The organism is Pantoea sp. Morm, assembly GCF_016643525.1.
GTDB classification, from domain to species: Bacteria; Pseudomonadota; Gammaproteobacteria; order Enterobacterales; family Enterobacteriaceae; genus Pantoea; species Pantoea dispersa.
This window is the reverse complement of record NZ_VOQX01000032.1, coordinates 1-20,753: the sequence shown is the minus strand read 5'-3', so window position 1 is coordinate 20,753 and position 20,753 is coordinate 1. Positions and strand designations below refer to the sequence as shown.

The window sequence follows — 20,753 nt, the reverse complement described above, 5'->3', positions numbered from 1 at the left end:
CGACATAAAAAAATCCGCAGCCCCGGACGGGACTGCGGATCTTGTTGAATCGTGATTTGGCGTCAGCTGCGGACTTTACGGTAGATCCACAGCACCACAATGGCACCGATCACCGCGACCACAAAGCTGCCAAAATTGAAGCCGTCGACCCGGCCAAAGCCGAACAGGGTACTGATCCAGCCGCCCACCACCGCACCGACAATCCCGAGTACCACGGTCAAAATAAATCCGCCGCCATCTTTACCTGGCATGATCCATTTAGCGATAATCCCGGCAATCAGACCAAAAATAATCCATGAAAGAATACCCATTTGCTGCTCCTTACGTTATGAATCAAGGTGTTCATCGCGCTAAGTATAGCCGGGAATTTTTTCTCTGCTACATCAACATCATGATGAATTCGTTCACGCCGGCTAAAGCTTTTACCGCCCCGGTCGATAACCGACGAAGAGCAGTGGCACTCGTAAAATAGCAATCGGACAGGTGGAGCAGGACGTGAAAGACGCCGATAAAGAACAATATCTCAAGCGCGGTACGCTAGCGGTGTTGAACGTGATGAAGGATTTGTTGCGTTATCAAACCCTGCTGATGGTCAATTTCTCCCGTGGTCAGTTCATCAGCCGGCTGCTGGCCGCGGATGAAGATCGGGTGATTTTTGATCTCGGCAGCAACGCGCTGGACAATGATTTGGCACTGCAGGGTGGCGAAGTGAATATTGCGGCCGAAACCCACGGTGCCAAAGTGGAGTTTGGGCTGCAGGGATTAACCCGCATCGATTATGACGGCCTGCCCGCCTTTGCCGCCGCGCTGCCCGACCTGGTGTGGCAGATTCAGCGCCGGGAGTTCTTTCGCGTCAACGCGCCGCTCGAACCGGTATTTTACTGCCACAGCCAGTGGCCAGACGGCAGCACCGCGCGCTTTCGCCTGCAGGATCTGTCGCTCGGCGGCGTCGGCGTGTTGCTGGATGAGGCGCTGCCGGAAGGTCTTAACCGTGGCGATACCTTCAAAAAGCTGCGCGTTGAGCTGGGCGAATATGGCCAGTTCGAAGTGACCGCACAGCTGCTGCACATCGGCGAGCGCAGCACCGTGACCAGCAAGAACGAAACCCGCATCACGCCGCGGCTTAGCTTCCGTTTTACCGCCATCGAACCGGTGCAGGAGCGTCAGCTGCAGCAGGTGATTTTTGCGCTGGAGCGGCTGGCGCGCGACAAGGCCAATCGCTTCCAGTAAACCGCCGGCGTCCCGCGCGACGCCAGCGTAGTCTATGCTTTCTCCTTGCACATTCTTTTCACCGGCTCCCAGCAAGGAGATGCTCCCCAATGGAAAACTGGCTTTCTGCCCACCATTTGCAACTTATCTTTCTCAATCAAAACTTCTGGATTAATAGCGCCATCATTGTGTTCGGCACGCTGATTGTTTACTGGCTGCTGCGCACCGTCATTCGCTTTGTCTCTAACCGTATCGCCCACTACAGCGAACAGCGCCACGTGCGTTCCACCGGCATTCTGGTGGAGATTCTGCGCAGCACCAGTCAGCTGCTGCTGCTGATCTTCTCGCTGCTGATCGCGCTGAAATTTGTCGACCTGCCGGACAGCTGGAGCGTCGCCATCGCCCACGGCTGGTTCCTGGCGCTGATTCTGCAGCTCACGCTGTGGATTGACGGCGGCATTCGCCTGTGGCTGCACTCGTTGCTGCGCGATCCGCTGCACGTGCGCAATCCGGTCACCACGGTGATCCTCGGTATTCTGCTGCGTGTCGTGGTGTGGGTGATGATGCTGCTGGCGATCCTCTCCAATATGGGGATCAATATCACCGCGCTGGTGGCCAGCCTCGGCGTCGGCGGTATCGCCATCGCGCTGGCGATTCAGACGGTGCTGAGCGATGTGTTCGCTTCGCTGGCGATTGGCTTCGATAAGCCCTTTGAGCACGGCGACTTTATTGTGTTCGGCGACATCGCCGGCTCTATTGAGCACATTGGCCTGAAAACCACCCGGCTGCGCAGTCTCGGCGGCGAACAGATTGTCTGCTCCAACACCATTCTGCTGCAGCAAACCATCCACAACTACAAACGCATGCAGCAGCGGCGCATCGTGTTTAAGTTCGGGATTAATTACGGCACGCCGGCGGAGAAAGTGCGGCAGATTGGCGGCATGGTGCAACGCATCATTGAAGGCGTGCCGGACACGCGTTTTGATCGCGCCCATTTCCTGTCGTTTGACGAATCGCAGCTGACGTTTGAGGTGGTCTATTTCGTGCTGAGCGCCGATTACAACAAATACATGGACATTCAGCAGGAGATTAACCTGCAACTGATGGCGCAGCTGGAGCAGAAACAGATTCGTTTCGCCTTCCCGATGCGCCGCGTGGAGTTCACTGGCGGCGTGCTGCCGCGCATTAGCCTCAGCGATGCCTCAAATGAGGCTGCGGCTGAGCGCGCACAGCACTGAGCCCCGCCAGCGGCATTAGCCGATGGTGCGATAGGCGGTGGTGACTTTCCACAGGTAGCGCGGCGCCTGGGCGGCCGGATGCTTGTTCTGCACGTGCTGGTAGAACTCATCCGGCGTCATGGCGTTGATCATAGCAATGGCGCGATCGCGGTCGCGCGAGAAGGTGCGCAGCAGCGCGCCGGCGCCGTTGGCATAGGAAACAATGGTGGCATAGCGCAGCGTCAGCGGATCGCGAATGCCCGCCAGCGCGGAATCCTGCAAGATCCGGATATAGGCCGCGCCGATATCAATATTTTTCGCCGGGTCGCGCAGTTCGGAATTACTCGGCTGGCCGTGGCGTCCCTGTGCGCGATACACCTCGCGTCCGGCGGTGGCGGCTTTGATCTGCATCAGCCCGACCGCGTTAGAACGGCTTACCACGGTTGGGTTGCCCCCGGATTCGACACTAATAATGGCGCTGATCAGCTTCTCATCAACGCCATAATGACTGGCGGCATCTTCGGTAAACAGTGACCATGCATCATTCACTTTCGACGGCGGCGCCTGGGTTAATGGCGTATTTTTCTCCGGCGTCACCGGTTTTTCCGGCTCGCTGGCACAGCCAGCCAGCAGCAAAGCAGACAGCATAAGTAATCGAATTTTCACTGATTTTTGGTTCCGCTATAAGATTGGCGCAAGCTATCATAACCATGACGGTAAAAGGTAAAATTACCGTTTATCCTAAATACGTAAAAAACCTTGTGCTACCGTGACTTCGGTAACGCATTTCGTCATCATCGGCAGGCCAACAGACAGCAGGATGGAAGTTATGCTCGCCCCTCGTTCAATACGCCTCATCGCCCCTTCCGGTTATTGCCACAATCAGGACGCCGCCCGCCGCGCGGTACAGCGCCTGCAGGCGGAAGGCCATCAGTTGCAAAACCCGGAAGCCATTACGCGTCGCTGGCAGCGTTTCGCTGGCGATGACGCGCAGCGCCTGCAGGATGTGAATGCACTGGCGTCGCTGGCGTCGCTGCCGGATATCGTACTGGCGGTGCGCGGCGGCTATGGTGCCTCACGTCTGCTCGATCACCTCGACTATGTGGCGCTGCAGCGTCGCCTGCTTAATCAGCCTGTCGCGCTGTGCGGCCACAGTGATTTCACCGCTATTCAGCTGGCGCTGCTGGCGCAAATCGGGCTGATCACCTTCAGCGGACCGATGCTGGCCGGCAATTTTGGCGCGGAGGCTTTATCTGAATTTACCGTCAGCCACTTTTGGCAGGCGCTAACATCTCCTACAGTCAATCTGGCGTGGCACAGCGCCAGTCCGGATCGCGGCCGCTGGCAGGGCACGCTGTGGGGCGGCAATCTGGCGATGATCTGCTCCCTGATTGGCACGCCGTGGCTGCCGCAGATTGAAGACGGCATTCTGGTGATCGAGGATGTGAATGAGCATCCGTTCCGCATTGAGCGTATGCTGATTCAGCTGCAGCAGAGCGGTATTCTGGCGCGCCAGCGCGCCATTGTCACCGGCAGCTTCACCAGCACCGCCCTGTCCGATTATGACAACGGCTTTGATTTCGCCACGGTGTGGCAGCGGTTGCGTGATGAGTACCAGATTGCGGTGATCAGCGATCTGCCGTTTGGCCATGATGCCGATACCGTGACGCTGCCGCTCGGCGCCAGCGCCACGCTTGAGATTGACCAGGGCGCCGCGCGGTTAGCCTTTACCGGCCATCCGACGTTGCGCTGACGTGTTGCCGCAGGAGACCGCTATTGAAGCCGCTGTACGAAGACTTGTGGATCTCCACGCCGGAATTCCCCGCCGAAGAGACGGCTAATGATTTAATGATGCACGGGTTTATGCTGCGCCATCCGCGCGGCAACCTGTTGATTGGCCGCGTTGAGCAGCTGCTGGATCATGAAGTGCTCGCGGACGCGGGCGGCGTGATTCGCCACTATTTTACCCACTGGCACGAAGCCGCGCCGGGCGCGCGGGCCATTCAGCAGCGCTTCAATAGTGCGCTGTATTGCCACAGTCGCTCGCTCGGCCCGGTGAGCCTGGTGATTGAGCCGGACGAAACCTTCACGCATCAGGACGTGCACTTTGGCGACTTTCACCTGCTGCCCACGCCGGGCCACACGCCGGGCAGCTGCAGCTACCTGTATCACTCACCGCTCGGCCAGACCTACCTGTTTGTCGGCGACACCCTGACGCGCGATTACCATCGCTGGATCAGCGTGCTGGTGCCGGACAGTAATCCTGCGGAGCTGCAGCAGTCGCTGGAGCTGTACCGCTCGCTGCGTCCGGATGTAGTGCTGATGAGCACCACGCGCGGGCATCTCTCCTGGGCGAAGGTCGATTTACAGAGCTGGCTGGCCGCGATTGATGAAGCGGAACAGTCGCCGCTGGATCTGCGCCAGCAGCCACTGCTGTGATTACAGCGTCTTGCTCATATAGTGACGCTGATGTTCGCGCGGATAGTGATCAAGGCTAAAACGTAGCGTATAGCCAAGCTTTTCATAAAACGGCCGCGCCTGAAAGCTGGCGGTATCCACCTGCGCGTAACGGCAGCCGCGTGCGCGGGCTTCCTGTTCGGCTGCCTGAATCAGCTGGCTGCCGGCGCCCTGCCCGCGTAACCCATCGCTGACCCACAGCATATCAATGCGTAACCAGTTGCCATAGGTTGAGCCCGTCAGTCCCGCCAGCTTTTTCCCGGCGCCGTCTTTAATGAACACACCGATGGCTTTCATCTCATTGATGTCAATAAAGCGGCTGTTGAAGGCGTTCAGGCCGAGGCGCATTTCATCCAGATCCTGATGCGTGACGCTATCCGTAACGCTTAATTGCATGGTCGGTTCCTTGTGGCGGCATTATGAAGAGGGGTGCTGGCGGTCGTCGTAGCGCTCCAGCGACAGAATATCAGCATCGCGTTTTTCCGTGCGGTTGCAGGGCAACAGCTTATCGCTGTCGGCGTAGACGAAAAAGGTTTCGCCGCTGTTTTTATTCACGATCAGCTGATCGCCATTGCGGAAACGGGTAATGGCGACCTTATCGCCGTCCTGCAGATGCGTGCGCTGCTGCCCGGCGGCAATCTGGAAATGCCGGGTTGGCCACATCAGCGTGCTGAGACCGTAAGCGGCACGCGATACCGTCATGGTAGGGCGGCCCGGGCAGGTGATCTGGAATTCGCTTTCGCTCCACGCGGGGGCAATCTGGCAGGCCATCAGGAGCGCGGCAAGGGTTATCGCCTTCATGGGTGTTCTCCACTGAGGTTAGATCATGATTTTACAGGAATTTAATTGACCAGAGAGTAACATACAACCGTCGCCGGTGCGGTAATCTGCGACCGCAGGTCAGCCAGTGCGGGCAGTAAGAACGCCTCCACGACACTGATTTTGTGAGGTTTTATGTGATCGGGATATCTTTGTAACGAGTTAAGTAAAATGCGTTAAGATCGCGTCAGGAGGATGTTATGCGAGATGAACAGGCATTATTCGCGCGGCTGGCGCAATCGCCGTTTCGCCGCCGCTTCCATTTAGGCGCGAAAGAGCGACAGTACTGTATTGAGAAAGGCCCGGCGGTGATCGACCAACACGCGGCCGATTTTATCCAGCAAAGACTGGCCGTAGCCGAACCAAAGAATGATGGCAAACAGACGCCAATGCGCGGCCATCCGGTGTTTATCGCCCAGCACGCCACGGCAACCTGCTGCCGCGGCTGTCTGGCAAAATGGCATGGCATTGCTGCGCATCAGCCGTTAACGGCAGAGCAGCAGCAATATATGGTGCGGGTGATTCACCGCTGGCTGGTGGGTGAAATAAATGGTTAAGACCGGGATGGGATGGAGCTACTCTGCCGCGACCTGCGCGGCCACCAGCATCAGCGCCAGCCCGGCATCGTCTGGATCGAAACGCTGCATAACTTCATGGATCGCCGTCACGCAGTTCATCACCTGCTGTTTTTTGTCGGCGTCTAACTTATCAATCGCGTGCTGAAGAATCATTAAACTGGCTTCTTCTTCTCTCATGGATTTACCCTTGTTTTGCTTACCTGGTGCGCAACGCTGGCAAGAATAACGTTTATCTGCTAGCAAAGTCACCCCTTTACATGCTTACCGCTTAACGATTAAACAAATGGCAAATGGGCAGTGGCGTCAGACATGCTATGATCGGATCAGTGGCGCGCATCGTCAGGCCAGCATAAATCAGGGAATGCACCAGGAACAGGACCATGTTAAGACTCAGTTTTCTACTCACACTTATCCTGCTGGCTGGCTGCAGCTCCACGCCGAAAGGCGTCGATTGCCCCGGCGAGGTCGCAACGCTCTATGGTCAGTCGCTGGGCCACACCGAAGGGCGCATTTTCGATTTGGTGAATTCGTTTTCGGTGGCGCGCGATGGCGTAACGCTGAGCAGCGGCGCACTGCACTCCACCGACCGTTTCCGCTATGTCCCTTCTGCCGTGACGCCGGAAGGCTTTTATGCACAGCGGCTCAGCGACAAGCAGTTCCGCCTGATCAACCCGGCGCGTAACACCATGATTACCTGGACGTGTCCATAAGCCGTGCGTGGCGCGCGCAGATAGTTTATTGTCAGCGTTTGTCATGCTGCGGGCCTGCATTATGGAAAAGAGTCTGGACAATAACGGTTATATTGATTTCCCCTTTCCGGCCACCCGAGACGCGGATGGCTCGGTCAACCCGTGCGGTTTTGACCTGACGCTGGAAACCGATCGCATTGATGAGATCGCCGCCGGTAAACATTCTGAAAATTTGCGTCGTCTGCTGGAAGAGGTCAATCTGCAGGATGGCCTGTTTATGACGCTGGCCTGTGACTGGCAGCAGCGCGCAGACGGCGTGTGCGGCTTTCTCGATGTGGCGTTCCGCCCCACGCTGGACTGTAGCAGCGAAGAGACACAGAGCCTCGATCAGTTCTTTGAGATGTATCTGCGCCGCCAGGAGCAGCAGCACAGCATGCCGCGCGACGCGCTGGTCAACTATGCGCGCGCGGTGCTGGACTGGAGCTGGTCGCCGCTGCAGCAGCGCCATCGCCGCTATGAGAAGGTCACCATTCGCTATTACTGCCAGCAGGCAGACGATGCCGAATGGTGTTTTGATCATCTGCGCCACTTCCTGGTGAGCTGGTACCCGGCGTATCGCGGCCAGCAGTGAGGGCTTCCGCGTGACGCCCTGCGCTTACGGCCGTACCAGACGAATCGCGTGCTCGAGCATACGCTGTTCATCGCGTTCGTCGTGGGCGCGATCGTGGCGCGTACGCTGCAGCAAACGGGCAATCTCCTCCCGTCTGGTTTCATGACCGCACTCGGAAAGGACAATTACCGCATCGCCAATCACCCGGCAAACTTCATCGTAATCGTCTTCATTCAGGATATCGCGTTTCATTTCTCCTCCGTTCAGTGAGCGCTGCGTGAGGTTGGTGCAGCTTAACGTGGTCCTTACCAGGTATGGACAGCAATGCCGATTCCTGCAAACCACTGTTACATCCTGAAAAGCCACCAGGTTGCTGGTCTGCACTTCTCTGTCTACGCTGAAAGAGACATTCACCACTCTCAGGGAGTTAATATGACCGATAAAGCGGAAGCAAAATTGAATGAAGCGGCGGGTGCCGTACAGGAAAAATTTGGCGAGTTCACCGGTTCACGCCGCCATCAGGCACGCGGTGCCGCGCGACGCTATCCGGCGCAGGCCAGTTATGCGGTGCAGGATGCAGCAGACTGCGTGGTGAGATCGGTACGCGACAACCCGGCGACCGGGCTGGCCGTTGCCGCCAGCATCGGCGTGATTGTTGGCTTCCTGCTGGGCCGTAAATAATCCCCGGCGATCGGGGCCCGTGCGGCCCCGATACTCAATGCCGCTGCGGCACGCCGTCCCGTCGTTCCTGAATATGTTCATCCGGCGTCTCGGCGACATCTGCCGTACTGCTGTGCCCGGACAGGTGGCGCCCATGCTGTCCCGCTATCACCACAGGCCCTACCGGTAATTGCGCACTGGCCGCCAGTGATAGCAGCAATAAAAACCATCCCGTCAGTAACGTTCTTCCCATCCTGCCCGCCTTACACGCTGATTAGTGAGCGCTCAGCTTGCCGGATGTCATGCAAATTAGCGTCAGCGCGACGCAAAGCTATGTCGGCAGTTGTGAATAATCAGGCCTGTGCGCGCCGCGCTTTGTAACGCGCCACCATGGTCATTAATGCCTGATAAATCAAACCGGCATACAGGCTCATGACAATCATCATGCCCGGCGTTTTGCCCTGTGCCTGCCAGGATACAAACCACATAAAAATGCCCCACAGCAGGGAAAAAATCAGCCAGCCTTTTACAAACTTGATCACACCTTGCATAGCACCTCCGGATTGATGAAGGCAGAAGATAGCGGTTCAGCCAGCAAATGGCACGCGCGCCGGTACCGGGATGTTAACTGTTTCAAAGTTTTACGCAAACCGCTATCGCAGCGGGAAAAAGCCGTGGAAAACAGCACGCAGAACGCAGCATCAACGGGTGCCTGTCTCGGCCGTCCCGGTTAGTTTGGCCATGCCACGCCGATATGATGACATAGATCGCCTTGCATCAGTGTGTATTGTGTGTATAATTTCACCTACAGGAAGTCCGATGAAGAGCGCGACGCTGATTAAAGTGCTGCAAAAGAATGGCTGGAAGCTGGAGCGCATACGCGGCAGTCATCATCAGTTCTCACATCCGGATTTTGCTCATCTGATCACCGTGCCGCATCCGCAGAAGGATATGAAGACAGGCACGCTGATGCAGATTCTGAAAGACGCCAGGCTGGATTGATCCATGCTGGTTTTATTCCGCTTGCTCAGAGGTGACATGATGCTGTTTCCCGCTTTGGTAGAGATTGACGCTGACGGCTCGGCCAGTGGTTATTTCCCGGATGTCACCGGCTGTTATTTTGCCGGTGATACGCCCGAGCAAACGCTGCAGGATGCGCAATCTGCGCTGCATGCCCACTTTGAACTGATGGCGGAGAAAGGCTTGTTGATTCCGGAGCCGGCGCAGCACTGGCAGCAGGAATTTAGCCAGCCCGGCGTGTGGATCTACGTTGATATTGATGTCACCCGCTATCTGGGCAAATCCGAGCGCATCAATATCACTATGCCGCATCTGCTGATTGAGAAGATCGATAAGATGGTCAGTAATAACGCGCGCTACAGCAGCCGCAGCCATTTTCTTGCCGAGGCGGCACGCAAAGCGCTGGTCTCGTAGCAACACTATTGCGCACGCGTCGCTTATCGTCCGTGGCCGCTTTATGTTTGAATTCCCGCCTCAACCGGCCGGCATATGGTTAAAATGAATTACTTACGCGACATACAAACGTTTATTGAAGGCAATACGGTGCTCTCCGCCACCTTCAGCCTGCTGCTGTTACTGGTTGCCGGCATGGTCACCCATCTGATCTGCAAGTTCTTTGTGGTAAAAGTGGTGCGCCGCGTGTTCTTTAGCACGCATAAAAACCAGGTGCCGCTGGATAAAGACGTCCGGCTCTCAGAAAAGCTGTCGAATTTTATTCCGGTGATCACCGTCTATTACCTGCTGCAGTTTATGCCGGACCTGCCCGAGCATCTGCTGATCGCGGTGAAAACCATCTGCGGCATTCTGTTTTTTGTATATCTGTCGCTGTTCTTTAACGAAGTGCTGGAGATCGTTAATAACTCCTATTCGCGTAAGTCGAAGCGCAAGAACCACTCGATAAAAGGTTATATCCAGATCGGTAAGATTCTGGTGCACATCATTTCCGCCATCATGATTCTGGCTATCATGTCGAACAAATCGCCGGTGATTATCATCTCCAGTCTGGGTGCGGTCGCGGCGGTATTGATGTTAGTGTTTCAGCACACCCTGCTGTCGCTGGTGGCCAATATTCAGGTGTCATCGAACGATGTGCTGCAGCTTGGCGACTGGATTGAAATGCCGGATAACGGCATCAGCGGTGAAGTGATTGATATCGCTCTGCATACCATTACCATCCGCAACTGGGACAATACGCTGTCGCGGATCCCGACCAAAAATTTCCTGACCGAAACCTACACCAACTGGCAGGCGATGTTCTCCTCCGGCGCACGGCGTATCATGCGCAGCTTTCATCTCGACCAGACCTCGATTCGCTTTCTCGATCAGCAAATGGTGCAGCAGATGAGCCAGATTCGCGGCGTCAGTGAGCAGCTTTCAATCCTGATGGATGGCCGCGATAGCAGCGTGGTCGGTGACCGTTGGTTTGCGGAAAACGGCATTACCAATCTCACGGTGTTCCGTCACTATCTCACCGCCTGGCTGGCGCAGCGCGACGATATTAAAAAAGATATGTATATCGTGGTGCGCGCGATGAAACCCTCTCCCGAGGGATTGCCGGTAGAGGTTTATTGCTTTACCTCCTCGGTACTGTGGGTTGATTACGAGAATTCCCAGTCGGCGATATTTGAATTCATCTACGCCATTGTCGGTCAGTTTTCGCTGCGGATTTACCAGCATCCGGCCGGCAATGATTTCTGGCGTTTGTCGCAGGCGCGCGATAGCCAGATCGGTCAGTTACAGCCTCCGGCGGAATAAAGCCACGCATCGCACGGTCGTCATGCATGGCAAACCGGCGGTGACAGAAGTCCTTCCCGCTGCCAGCATAAAAAAAGGGAGCCCTGCGGCTCCCTTTCATGTTGCATTTGCTCAGGGCAAATTACATGTTCGCGATGATCGCGTCACCAAACTCAGAACATTTCAGCAGCTTAGCGCCGTCCATCAGACGCTCAAAGTCGTAGGTCACGGTTTTGGCAGCGATTGCGCCTTCCATGCCTTTAACAATCAGGTCAGCCGCTTCGAACCACTCCAGGTGACGCAGCATCATCTCTGCAGACAGGATCACGGAACCTGGGTTCACTTTATCCTGGCCCGCATACTTCGGTGCCGTACCGTGGGTAGCTTCGAACAGTGCGCACTCGTCACCGATGTTGGCGCCCGGTGCGATACCAATACCGCCTACCTGTGCCGCCAGGGCATCAGAAATGTAGTCACCGTTCAGGTTCATACAGGCGATAACGTCATACTCGGCTGGACGCAGCAGGATCTGCTGCAGGAAGGCGTCAGCGATCACATCTTTAACGATGATCTCTTTACCGGTGTTCGGGTTTTTGAACTTCATCCACGGACCGCCATCGATCAGCTCGCCGCCGAACTCTTCTTTCACCAGCTGGTAGCCCCAGTCTTTGAAAGAGCCTTCGGTGAACTTCATAATGTTGCCTTTGTGCACCAGCGTCAGGGAATCACGGTCATTGGTGATGGTGTATTCAACCGCGGCACGCACCAGACGTTTCGTGCCCTCTTCTGAACACGGCTTCACGCCAATACCACACTGCTGCGGGAAGCGAATTTTCTTCACGCCCATCTCTTCACGCAGGAATTTGATCACTTTGTCCGCTTCCGGCGTACCGGCTTTCCACTCGATACCAGCATAGATATCTTCGGAGTTTTCGCGGAAGATCACCATGTCGGTATCTTCAGGACGTTTAACCGGGCTTGGCGTACCTTTGTAGTAACGTACCGGACGCAGACACACGTACAGGTCCAGTTCCTGGCGCAGTGCCACGTTCAGGGAACGAATACCGCCACCTACCGGGGTAGTCAGTGGGCCTTTAATGGCCACGCGGTACTCTTTGATTAAATCGAGGGTTTCCTGCGGCAGCCAGACATCCTGGCCATAGAGTTCGACGGATTTTTCGCCGGTGTAAATTTCCATCCAGGAAATTTTTCGCTCGCCGTTGTAGGCTTTCTTCACAGCGGCATCAACCACTTTCAGCATCACCGGGGAAACGTCAACCCCAATACCGTCACCTTCAATGTAGGGGATGATCGGGTTATTCGGGACATTCAGTTTGCCCTGATCCAGGGTGATTTTTTGACCTTCCGCCGGAACAACTACTTTGCTTTCCATTAACCTCTCCTTCGAGCGATTTTTTGTTAATGATTTGTAAGATGCGCGTCAATACTACTTGAATATTTCCGCCACGCCAATCACCGCAGTTTCGCGCTATAATGCGCCGATTGTTACCAACTGCAAAGCCCATGCGAAAAACTTCTCAACGAATTCACCAGCATAAGCGCCCTGCTGCCCCGGCGCGCCAGCCTGCGCGGCGTGACACGCGGCCAAAAGGTCCGCGTCGCGTCATACTCTTTAACAAACCTTTCGATGTTCTGCCGCAGTTCAGCGATGAGGCTGGCCGCCGCACGCTGAAAGATTTTGTGCCGGTGAGCGAGGTGTATGCCGCAGGCCGTCTCGACCGCGACAGCGAAGGGTTAATGATTCTGACCAACGATGGCGCACTGCAGGCGCAGCTGACGCAGCCGGGCAAGCGCACCGGCAAAATCTATTACGTTCAGGTGGAAGGCGTGCCGCAGGAATCAGATTTATCCCGCCTGCGCAGTGGCATCACCCTTAACGATGGTCCAACGTTGCCGGCGGGCGCAGAAGTGGTGCCTGAACCCGCGTGGCTGTGGCCGCGCACCCCGCCGATTCGCGAGCGCAAAGCTATCCCCACCTGCTGGCTGAAAATCACGCTGTATGAAGGGCGCAATCGCCAGGTCCGAAGGATGACGGCGCACATTGGCTTTCCAACGTTACGCCTGATCCGTTTTGCCATGGGTGATTACCAGCTGCAGGATTTGGCACCGGGCGAATGGCGCGACATCAGCGACCGGACGTAGTTTATACATTTCGATAACGTCAGGTTAACTATTTGGGAGGAACGATGTTTAAACCTCATGTAACCGTCGCCTGTATGGTGCACGCGCAGGGCAAATTACTGGTGGTAGAAGAGCGCGTCGACGGCCGCGTTACCTGGAATCAGCCGGCCGGTCATCTTGAGGCCGATGAAACGCTGCTGGAAGCCGCGCAACGTGAGCTGTACGAAGAGACCGGCATCAGCGCGCAGCCCGACTATTTTCTCGGCGTGCAGCAGTGGATCGCCCCGGACCATACACCTTTTGTGCGTTTTCTGTTTGGCCTCGATCTGCCTGCCACCGTGACCACCACGCCACACGACAGCGATATTGACTGCTGCTGGTGGCTGTCGCCCGCGCAGATTCTCAGCGCAGAGACGCTGCGTTCGCCGCTGGTGGCCGAAAGCGTGCGGCTGTGGCAGCAGGGGGCCCGCTATCCGCTGCAGCTGATAGCCCCGTATCAGTGGCCGTTTCATGAGGGTGCGCACAACGCTTCCGCGTGATAGAATGCGCCGCCTGTTTTTATCGTAATCAAGAGTGCGTCATGTCTGACAACAGCCAGAAAAAAGTGATCGTCGGGATGTCCGGCGGCGTCGATTCTTCCGTTTCCGCCTGGTTACTGCAGCAGCAGGGCTATCAGGTTGAAGGCCTGTTCATGAAGAACTGGGAGGAAGACGATGGCGAGGAGTATTGCACCGCCGCTGACGATCTGGCTGACGCACAGGCCGTGTGTGACAAGCTCGGCATCAAACTGCACAAAATCAATTTCGCCGCTGAGTACTGGGACAACGTGTTCGAGCACTTTCTGGAAGAGTACAAGGCCGGACGCACGCCGAACCCGGATATTCTGTGTAACAAAGAGATCAAGTTCAAAGCGTTTCTCGAATTCGCTGCAGACGATCTCGGCGCAGACTACATTGCCACCGGCCACTATGTGCGCCGTGCCGATGTCAATGGCACCAGCCAGCTGCTGCGCGGTCTCGACGGCAACAAAGATCAGAGCTATTTCCTCTACACGCTCAGCCACCAGCAGATTGCACAGAGCCTGTTCCCGGTCGGCGAACTGGAGAAGCCTGAGGTGCGCCGCATCGCCGAACAGCTCGATCTGATTACGGCGAAGAAAAAAGACTCCACCGGTATTTGCTTTATCGGCGAGCGTAAATTCCGCGACTTCCTGGGTCGTTACCTGCCGGCACAGCCGGGCGTCATCGAAACCGTTGACGGTGAAGTGGTCGGTGAACACCAGGGGCTGATGTATCACACCCTGGGTCAGCGTAAAGGGCTGGGCATCGGCGGACGCAAAGAGAGCAATGACGATCCGTGGTATGTGGTCGACAAAGATGTCGCGCGCAATACGCTGATTGTGGCACAGGGCGGCGATCATCCGCGCCTGATGTCGGTGGGCCTGATAGCACAGCAGTTGCACTGGGTCGATCGCCAGCCAGTGACCGCTGCGCTACGCTGCACGGTGAAAACCCGCTATCGTCAGAGCGACATTCCCTGCGAGATCATTCCGCACGGCGACGATCGCATTGAAGTGCGTTTCGATGAGCCGGTCGCGGCCGTCACCCCGGGCCAGTCCGCGGTATTTTACCTCGGTGACGTGTGCCTTGGTGGCGGTATTATTGAACAGCGCCTGCCGCTGACAGAGGCCTGAGTCGGCACTGCCGACGCGTCTACAGGAGTGAAGCGTGGCTAAAAACTATTATGAGATAACGCTGGCGCTGGCCGGCGTTTGCCAGGCAGCCCATCTGGTGCAGCAGCTGGCACACCAGGGGCACTGCAACAACGCGGCGCTGCAGGTGTCGCTGCGCAGCCTGCTGGATTTGAACCCAGGTTCAACGCTGGCGGTGTTTGGCAATGATGAAGCCAACCTGCGCCCCGGGCTGGAAGCGCTGATGGCGGTGCTGAACAGCGGCAGCCGGCAGGGTGCCAGCGCCGACCTGACGCGTTATACCCTGAGCCTGATGGTGCTGGAGCGTAAACTGCACGGTAACAAAACCGCGCTAAACACCCTGGCGCAGCGCATCGGCCAGCTTGATCGTCAGCTGGCGCATTACGAACTGGAATCAGACACCATCACCAGCGCTATGGCCGGCATTTACGTCGATGTGATTAGCCCGCTCGGCCCGCGCATTCAGGTGACCGGCTCACCGCAGGTGCTGCAGAATTCGCAGGTGCAGAGCAAAGTTCGCGCTGCGCTGCTGGCCGGTATCCGCGCGGCGGTGCTGTGGCAGCAGGTCGGCGGCGGTCGTCTGCAGCTGATGTTTGCGCGCCAGCGTCTGCTGCGCGAAGCGAAAACCCTTTTATCCCGGCTGGGTCCGGCGTATTAAGCGCCGCCCTGCCCTATATTGTTAACGATTCAGGAGTTGCACTGATGGAATTATCCTCTCTGACCGCCGTCTCACCTGTCGATGGTCGTTACGGCGATAAAGTCAGCCCGCTGCGTGCGATTTTCAGCGAGTTCGGTTTGCTGAAATTCCGCGTTGAGGTTGAAGTTCGCTGGTTACAGAAACTGGCCGCGACCGCAGAGATCAAGGAAGTTCCTGCATTTGATGACGACGCAAACGCTTTCCTTGATGCAATTGTCGCCGGTTTCAGCGAAGAAGATGCGGCGCGCATCAAAACCATTGAGCGCACCACCAACCATGACGTGAAAGCCGTCGAGTACTTTCTGAAAGAGAAAGTAGCGAACGTGCCGGCGCTGCACGCGGTGTCTGAGTTTATCCATTTCGCCTGCACCTCCGAAGATATCAATAACCTGTCACACGCGCTGATGCTGGAAACCGCACGCCGCGACGTGATCGTGCCGTTCTGGAACCAGATCATCACCGCCGTGAAGGGCCTGGCGCAGGAGTACCGCGACATTCCGCTGCTGTCGCGCACCCACGGTCAGCCGGCAACGCCCTCCACCATGGGCAAAGAGATGGCCAACGTGGCCTACCGCATGGAACGCCAGCTGCGTCAGCTGAGCAAGGTGGAAGTGCTGGGCAAAATCAACGGCGCGGTGGGCAACTACAATGCGCACATCGCCGCGTATCCGGAAGTGGACTGGCATCAGCTGAGCGAGCAGTTTGTGACCTCGCTGGGCATCAGCTGGAACCCGTACACCACGCAGATCGAGCCGCATGACTACATCGCCGAGCTGTTTGACTGCATCGCGCGCTTCAATACCATCCTGATTGATTTTGACCGCGACATCTGGGGCTACATCGCCCTGAACCATTTCAAACAGAAAACCATTGCTGGCGAAATTGGCTCTTCAACCATGCCGCACAAGGTTAACCCTATCGACTTCGAAAACTCCGAAGGAAATCTGGGGCTGGCCAATGCGGTGATGCAGCACCTGGCCAGCAAACTGCCGGTATCACGCTGGCAGCGCGATCTGACCGATTCTACCGTGCTGCGTAACCTCGGCGTCGGCGTCGGCTATGCCTTGATCGCCTATCAGGCCACGCTGAAAGGTATCTCCAAGCTGGAAGTGAACCGCGATCGCCTGCTGGATGAGCTGGATCACAACTGGGAAGTCCTGGCTGAGCCGATCCAGACCGTGATGCGCCGCTACGGCATTGAAAAGCCGTACGAGAAGCTGAAAGAGCTGACGCGCGGCAAGCGCGTGGACGCAGCCGGTATGCAGGCGTTTATCGACAGCCTGGAGCTGCCGGAAGCAGAGAAAGTGCGCCTGAAGCAGATGACGCCAGCCAACTATCTCGGCCGCGCGATTCAGATGGTTGACGACCTGAAGTAATTCCTTGCTCTGAAAACTCAGGCTATGGCAAGTTGGTGTTACCTCAGTCATGCACGTCACGTGGTGGCTGAGGTTCCCCTGCTAGTGCATCACAGCGGAGTGTTAATCTGCGGTTTAGCTGGCGTAGCGTATACTTTTCGCCATCATCACTGAGTTGAAGGTAAGGAAATTCTATGCGTGTTCTGGTTGTGGAAGATAATGCCCTGCTGCGCCATCACCTCGCAGTCCAGTTACGTGACATGGGTCATCAGGTGGATGCCGCCGAAGACGCCAAAGAAGCCGACTATTTCCTGCAGGAACACATTCCCGATATCGCGCTGGTCGATCTCGGCCTGCCCGACGAAGACGGCATGTCGCTGATTCGCCGCTGGCGTGGCGATGCCATTCGTCAGCCGATTCTGGTGCTGACCGCGCGCGAAGGCTGGCAGGCGAAAGTTGAAGCGCTGGAAGCCGGTGCCGATGACTACGTGACCAAGCCGTTCCACATTGAAGAGGTCGCCGCCCGCTTACAGGCGCTGATGCGCCGCAACAGCGGACACGCCTCGCAAATTATCTCCATGCCGCCGTTCCAGGTTGACCTGTCGCGCCGCGAACTTACGGTGAACGACGCGCCGGTCAAGCTGACCGCTTTTGAGTACACCATTGTTGAAACGCTGATCCGCAATGCCGGTAAAGTGGTCAGCAAAGACTCGCTGATGCTGCAGCTGTATCCCGATGCGGAACTGCGCGAAAGCCACACCATTGATGTACTGATGGGCCGGCTGCGTAAAAAAATTCTCGCGCTGCACCCGACCGAAGTGATCAACACCGTGCGTGGCCAGGGATACCGCTTTGATCTCTGATTTATGAAGCTGCTCCGCCGTCAGCGCCCTTTCTCTTTACGCGCGCGTTTTCTGCTGGCGACGGCGGCGATCGTGCTGTTTTTGTCGCTGTCGTATGGCATGGTGGCGGTCATTGGCTACGTCGTCAGCTTTGATAAAAATACCTATCGCGTGATGCGCGGCGAGAGCAATCTGTTCTTTACCCTCGCGCAGTGGAAAGACAACAAGCTCACCATCGCCCAGCCGGAACGCATGACGCTCAATTTCCCGACGCTGGTGTTCATCTATGACGAGCGCGGTAAGCTGCTGTGGCAGCAGCGCGACGTGCCGGAAATCCGCAAAAACATTCGCCGCGACTGGCTGATGAAGCCAGACTTTTACGAGATCGATACCAGCAATCGCACCAGTATGGCGGCGATGGGTAACAATCCGCAGGCACAGCAGCGGCTGCACGCGCTGGACAGTGACAGCAACGACACCTTCACCCACTCGGTGGCAGTGAACCGCTACGACGCGACCACCAATTTGCCGGCGCTGACCATTGTAGTGGTGGACTCGATCCCGCAGGAGCTGCAGCACTCAGACGTGGTGTGGTCGTGGTTTAGCTATGTGCTGGCGGCCAATCTGCTGCTGGTGATTCCGCTGCTGTGGCTGGCGGCACACTGGAGCCTGCGTCCGATTGGCCACCTGACTTCGCAGGTGCGCGAGCTGGAAACCGGTCACCGGGAAAATCTCGACGACAACCCGCCGCAGGAACTGCGCAGCCTGGTGCGCAACCTCAATCTGTTGCTCACCAACGAACGGCAGCGCTACACGCGCTATCGCACCACGCTGTCGGATTTGACGCACAGCCTGAAAACGCCGCTGGCGGTGCTGCAAAGCACGCTGCGCTCGCTGCGCGGTGGCAAAGAGCTGACCATCGAACAGGCTGAGCCGGTCATGCTCGAACAGATCAGCCGCATCTCGCAGCAGATTGGCTACTACCTGCATCGCGCCAGTATGCAGGCGGATCACAACCCGCTGCAGCGCGATCTGCATTCGGTCTCGGCCCTGCTGGATAGCCTGTGTTCCGCGCTCAATAAGGTGTATCAGCGCAAGGGCGTTGAGATCACGCTGGATATTTCGCCGGAGCTGACCTTTATCGGCGATCAAAATGACTTTATGGAAGTGCTGGGCAACGTGCTGGATAACGCCTGCAAATACTGCCTCGAATTTATTGAGGTCAGCGCGCGCCAGACGGAAAACGCGCTGCATCTGTTCATTGATGACGACGGCCCCGGCATTCCCGAAAGCAAGCGCGATCTGATCTTTGTGCGCGGCCAGCGTGCCGATACGCTGCGTCCCGGTCAGGGACTGGGACTGGCGGTAGTGCGCGATATTCTCGAGCAGTATGCCGGTCAGGTAATCGCCACGACCAGCCCGCTCGGCGGCGCCCGCATGGAGGTGATTTTTCAGCGGCAGGAAGTTGAACATCACCGCGAGTAGAACCGGACGCGGGCTGTTATACTTGGCAGCAATTATGGCCCTAACCGGAATCCTCGCATGGACTATCAGCTCGACATCAACTGGCCCGACTTTATTCAGCGCTACTGGCAAAAACGCCCGGTGGTGCTGAAACGGGGTTTCAAAAACTTCATTGATCCGATTTCTCCGGATGAGCTGGCCGGTCTGGCAATGGAAAACGAGGTGGACAGCCGCCTCGTCAGCCACAACAACGGCAAGTGGCAGGTCAGCCATGGTCCGTTTGAAAGCTACGATCACCTGGGTGAAAGCAACTGGTCGCTGCTGGTACAGGCGGTGAACCACTGGCATGAACCTTCTGCTGCGCTGATGCGCCCGTTCCGCTTTCTGCCCGACTGGCGTATCGACGACCTGATGATCTCCTTCGCTGTGCCCGGCGGCGGCGTAGGCCCGCACTTTGATCAATACGACGTGTTTATTATTCAGGGCACTGGCCGCCGTCGCTGGCGCGTGGGCGAAAAAGTGCCGATGAAACAGCACTGCCCGCATCCGGATCTGCTGCAGGTTGAACCGTTCGACGCCATCATCGATGAAGAGCTGGAACCGGGCGACATCCTCTATATTCCCCCGGGTTTCCCACACGAAGGCTATTCGCTGGAGAACGCGCTCAACTATTCAGTCGGCTTCCGCGCACCTAACGGACGCGAGCTGATCAGCGGCTTTGCTGACTACATGCTGGCGCATGAGCTGGGCAGCTACCGCTTCAGCGATCCGGATGTGCCAGCGCGTGACTGCCCATCGCAGATTCTGCCGTCGGAAGTAGAAGGGATCCGCAAGGTAATGCTGGATGTGATTAATCAGCCGGAGCAGTTTAACCAGTGGTTTGGCGAATTTATTTCCCAGTCGCGTCACGAGCTGGATGTGGCACCGCCGGAACCGCCGTATCAGCCGGATGAGATTTATGACGCGCTGCAGCAGGGTGATGCGCTGACGCGCCTCGGCGGCCTGCGCGTGCTGACGCTGGGCGACGCGGTGTACGTCAACGGTGAGCGCGTTGAGTGCGCGCATCCGTCGGTACTGGCTGCGCTGGCACACAAACACGTATTGACGCTGGAAGATTTCGGCGATGCGCTGGATGACCCTTCGCTGCTGGCTCAGCTGGCGGCACTGGTGAACAGCGGGTACTGGTTTTTTGCTGATTGAGTCTGGCAGGCTCTCTGCGCCCGTTTCCCTCACCCCGGCCCTCTCCCGCCCGCGGGAGAGGGAGAAAACCGTGCTCGCCTTGCGACAAGATGGGTAAAGCAGTGATTAAGGCAATAAACAAAGCCTGATACCCGCTTGATCGGTTCCCTCTCCCGCGAGCGGGTGTACAGTCCGGGGACATCGTGAACACTTGTTCGGGGACATGGTAGACACTTACAACTTAGGCATAAGAACCCGTTTATGGAGTCGCTTATGCCCTGGGATGCGAGAGATACCATGTCATTACGTACTGAGTTTGTTCTGTTCGCCTCGCAAGACGGGGCGAACATCCGCGAGCTGTGCCGCCGCT

29 protein-coding genes are annotated in these 20,753 nt (G+C 57.0%); 20 read left to right on the top strand and 9 right to left on the bottom strand.

What is annotated here, in order from left to right:
• Window positions 1-62 precede the first annotated feature (62 nt).
• Window positions 63-311 carry a GlsB/YeaQ/YmgE family stress response membrane protein gene (locus FT726_RS13045; RefSeq protein ID WP_021506355.1) on the bottom strand — a complete coding sequence of 83 codons (249 nt, stop codon included), beginning with the start codon at window positions 309-311 and terminating at the stop codon, window positions 63-65.
• A gap of 184 nt (window positions 312-495) precedes the next feature.
• Here FT726_RS13045 and FT726_RS13040 point away from each other — a divergent pair, with 184 nt between their 5' ends.
• Window positions 496-1,230 (top strand): flagellar brake protein, encoded by a 735-nt coding sequence (locus tag FT726_RS13040; protein ID WP_058757616.1) that lies wholly within the window; start codon window positions 496-498, stop codon window positions 1,228-1,230.
• Between the two features lie 89 nt (window positions 1,231-1,319).
• Window positions 1,320-2,447 carry a mechanosensitive ion channel family protein gene (locus FT726_RS13035; protein ID WP_346302906.1) on the top strand — a complete coding sequence of 376 codons (1,128 nt, stop codon included), beginning with the start codon at window positions 1,320-1,322 and terminating at the stop codon, window positions 2,445-2,447.
• A 15-nt stretch (window positions 2,448-2,462) separates the two neighbouring features.
• On the opposite strand, the gene emtA is transcribed toward FT726_RS13035, so the two are convergent.
• On the bottom strand, window positions 2,463-3,092 hold the full coding sequence (gene emtA / locus FT726_RS13030; RefSeq protein WP_072208977.1) for a membrane-bound lytic murein transglycosylase EmtA: 630 nt from the start codon (window positions 3,090-3,092) through the stop codon (window positions 2,463-2,465).
• Window positions 3,093-3,255: 163 nt separating this feature from the next.
• Between emtA and ldcA the strand changes: the two genes are divergently transcribed.
• Both ldcA and FT726_RS13020 read left to right on the top strand, forming a co-directional pair.
• On the top strand, window positions 3,256-4,179 hold the full coding sequence (gene ldcA, locus FT726_RS13025; RefSeq protein WP_346302905.1) for a muramoyltetrapeptide carboxypeptidase: 924 nt from the start codon (window positions 3,256-3,258) through the stop codon (window positions 4,177-4,179).
• A gap of 23 nt (window positions 4,180-4,202) precedes the next feature.
• Window positions 4,203-4,865 carry an MBL fold metallo-hydrolase gene (locus tag FT726_RS13020; protein ID WP_021506360.1) on the top strand — a complete coding sequence of 221 codons (663 nt, stop codon included), beginning with the start codon at window positions 4,203-4,205 and terminating at the stop codon, window positions 4,863-4,865.
• Here the strand turns inward: FT726_RS13020 and FT726_RS13015 are convergent, their stop codons facing one another.
• Window positions 4,866-5,279 (bottom strand): GNAT family N-acetyltransferase, encoded by a 414-nt coding sequence (locus FT726_RS13015; RefSeq protein WP_346302904.1) that lies wholly within the window; start codon window positions 5,277-5,279, stop codon window positions 4,866-4,868.
• A 21-nt stretch (window positions 5,280-5,300) separates the two neighbouring features.
• Window positions 5,301-5,684, bottom strand: coding sequence for a hypothetical protein (locus FT726_RS13010; RefSeq protein ID WP_058780734.1), 384 nt, complete (start codon window positions 5,682-5,684; stop codon window positions 5,301-5,303).
• Window positions 5,685-5,902: 218 nt separating this feature from the next.
• Between FT726_RS13010 and FT726_RS13005 the strand changes: the two genes are divergently transcribed.
• Entirely contained in the window at window positions 5,903-6,259 is a 357-nt protein-coding gene (locus FT726_RS13005) for a DUF4186 domain-containing protein (RefSeq protein ID WP_346302903.1), read from the top strand.
• A gap of 18 nt (window positions 6,260-6,277) precedes the next feature.
• On the opposite strand, the gene FT726_RS13000 is transcribed toward FT726_RS13005, so the two are convergent.
• Entirely contained in the window at window positions 6,278-6,457 is a 180-nt protein-coding gene (locus tag FT726_RS13000) for a hypothetical protein (protein ID WP_031279245.1), read from the bottom strand.
• 203 nt (window positions 6,458-6,660) lie between these two features.
• On the opposite strand from FT726_RS13000, the gene FT726_RS12995 reads away from it, so the two are divergent.
• Window positions 6,661-6,990, top strand: a complete 330-nt coding sequence (locus FT726_RS12995) for a hypothetical protein (RefSeq protein WP_021506365.1) — start codon at window positions 6,661-6,663, stop codon at window positions 6,988-6,990.
• 61 nt (window positions 6,991-7,051) lie between these two features.
• Complete coding sequence (locus FT726_RS12990; RefSeq protein ID WP_058769856.1) at window positions 7,052-7,600, top strand: hypothetical protein; 549 nt, start codon at window positions 7,052-7,054, stop codon at window positions 7,598-7,600.
• 24 nt (window positions 7,601-7,624) lie between these two features.
• On the opposite strand, the gene FT726_RS12985 is transcribed toward FT726_RS12990, so the two are convergent.
• On the bottom strand, window positions 7,625-7,831 hold the full coding sequence (locus FT726_RS12985) for a DUF2767 family protein (protein WP_021506367.1): 207 nt from the start codon (window positions 7,829-7,831) through the stop codon (window positions 7,625-7,627).
• A 180-nt stretch (window positions 7,832-8,011) separates the two neighbouring features.
• Here FT726_RS12985 and FT726_RS12980 point away from each other — a divergent pair, with 180 nt between their 5' ends.
• Window positions 8,012-8,260: a DUF883 family protein gene (locus tag FT726_RS12980; RefSeq protein WP_021506368.1), complete on the top strand. Its 249-nt coding sequence runs from the start codon at window positions 8,012-8,014 to the stop codon at window positions 8,258-8,260.
• A 34-nt stretch (window positions 8,261-8,294) separates the two neighbouring features.
• Here the strand turns inward: FT726_RS12980 and FT726_RS12975 are convergent, their stop codons facing one another.
• Together FT726_RS12975 and FT726_RS12970 are read right to left on the bottom strand one after the other, a co-directional pair.
• Window positions 8,295-8,492, bottom strand: coding sequence for a hypothetical protein (locus tag FT726_RS12975; protein WP_282995697.1), 198 nt, complete (start codon window positions 8,490-8,492; stop codon window positions 8,295-8,297).
• Window positions 8,493-8,592: 100 nt separating this feature from the next.
• The gene (locus tag FT726_RS12970; RefSeq protein ID WP_021506369.1) at window positions 8,593-8,790 is read right to left on the bottom strand and encodes a DUF6404 family protein; all 198 of its coding nucleotides are present in this window, start codon (window positions 8,788-8,790) and stop codon (window positions 8,593-8,595) included.
• A 268-nt stretch (window positions 8,791-9,058) separates the two neighbouring features.
• On the opposite strand from FT726_RS12970, the gene FT726_RS12965 reads away from it, so the two are divergent.
• From FT726_RS12965 to FT726_RS12955, 3 genes are all read left to right on the top strand, one after another.
• Entirely contained in the window at window positions 9,059-9,241 is a 183-nt protein-coding gene (locus tag FT726_RS12965; protein WP_132462912.1) for a type II toxin-antitoxin system HicA family toxin, read from the top strand.
• A gap of 39 nt (window positions 9,242-9,280) precedes the next feature.
• Window positions 9,281-9,673: a type II toxin-antitoxin system HicB family antitoxin gene (locus tag FT726_RS12960; protein ID WP_022548759.1), complete on the top strand. Its 393-nt coding sequence runs from the start codon at window positions 9,281-9,283 to the stop codon at window positions 9,671-9,673.
• Between the two features lie 84 nt (window positions 9,674-9,757).
• Entirely contained in the window at window positions 9,758-11,014 is a 1,257-nt protein-coding gene (locus FT726_RS12955) for a mechanosensitive ion channel family protein (protein WP_021506372.1), read from the top strand.
• 121 nt (window positions 11,015-11,135) lie between these two features.
• On the opposite strand, the gene icd is transcribed toward FT726_RS12955, so the two are convergent.
• On the bottom strand, window positions 11,136-12,386 hold the full coding sequence (gene icd / locus FT726_RS12950) for an NADP-dependent isocitrate dehydrogenase (protein ID WP_010617214.1): 1,251 nt from the start codon (window positions 12,384-12,386) through the stop codon (window positions 11,136-11,138).
• Between the two features lie 101 nt (window positions 12,387-12,487).
• Here icd and rluE point away from each other — a divergent pair, with 101 nt between their 5' ends.
• From rluE to FT726_RS12905, 9 genes are all read left to right on the top strand, one after another.
• On the top strand, window positions 12,488-13,156 hold the full coding sequence (gene rluE / locus FT726_RS12945) for a 23S rRNA pseudouridine(2457) synthase RluE (protein WP_072208614.1): 669 nt from the start codon (window positions 12,488-12,490) through the stop codon (window positions 13,154-13,156).
• A gap of 44 nt (window positions 13,157-13,200) precedes the next feature.
• Window positions 13,201-13,674 carry an NUDIX domain-containing protein gene (locus tag FT726_RS12940; RefSeq protein WP_031279253.1) on the top strand — a complete coding sequence of 158 codons (474 nt, stop codon included), beginning with the start codon at window positions 13,201-13,203 and terminating at the stop codon, window positions 13,672-13,674.
• Window positions 13,675-13,715: 41 nt separating this feature from the next.
• Complete coding sequence (gene mnmA / locus FT726_RS12935; protein ID WP_021506375.1) at window positions 13,716-14,828, top strand: tRNA 2-thiouridine(34) synthase MnmA; 1,113 nt, start codon at window positions 13,716-13,718, stop codon at window positions 14,826-14,828.
• 34 nt (window positions 14,829-14,862) lie between these two features.
• Window positions 14,863-15,504 (top strand): high frequency lysogenization protein HflD, encoded by a 642-nt coding sequence (gene hflD / locus FT726_RS12930; protein ID WP_021506376.1) that lies wholly within the window; start codon window positions 14,863-14,865, stop codon window positions 15,502-15,504.
• A 44-nt stretch (window positions 15,505-15,548) separates the two neighbouring features.
• Complete coding sequence (gene purB, locus FT726_RS12925) at window positions 15,549-16,919, top strand: adenylosuccinate lyase (protein ID WP_058757605.1); 1,371 nt, start codon at window positions 15,549-15,551, stop codon at window positions 16,917-16,919.
• A gap of 173 nt (window positions 16,920-17,092) precedes the next feature.
• Entirely contained in the window at window positions 17,093-17,761 is a 669-nt protein-coding gene (phoP, locus tag FT726_RS12920; RefSeq protein WP_010617222.1) for a two-component system response regulator PhoP, read from the top strand.
• 3 nt (window positions 17,762-17,764) lie between these two features.
• Window positions 17,765-19,225 carry a two-component system sensor histidine kinase PhoQ gene (gene phoQ / locus FT726_RS12915; RefSeq protein WP_021506378.1) on the top strand — a complete coding sequence of 487 codons (1,461 nt, stop codon included), beginning with the start codon at window positions 17,765-17,767 and terminating at the stop codon, window positions 19,223-19,225.
• Between the two features lie 57 nt (window positions 19,226-19,282).
• Entirely contained in the window at window positions 19,283-20,404 is a 1,122-nt protein-coding gene (locus FT726_RS12910) for a cupin domain-containing protein (RefSeq protein WP_058776487.1), read from the top strand.
• A 240-nt stretch (window positions 20,405-20,644) separates the two neighbouring features.
• Window positions 20,645-20,753 (top strand): hypothetical protein (locus FT726_RS12905; RefSeq protein WP_346302913.1); only part of this gene is annotated, 109 nt, incomplete at its 3' end.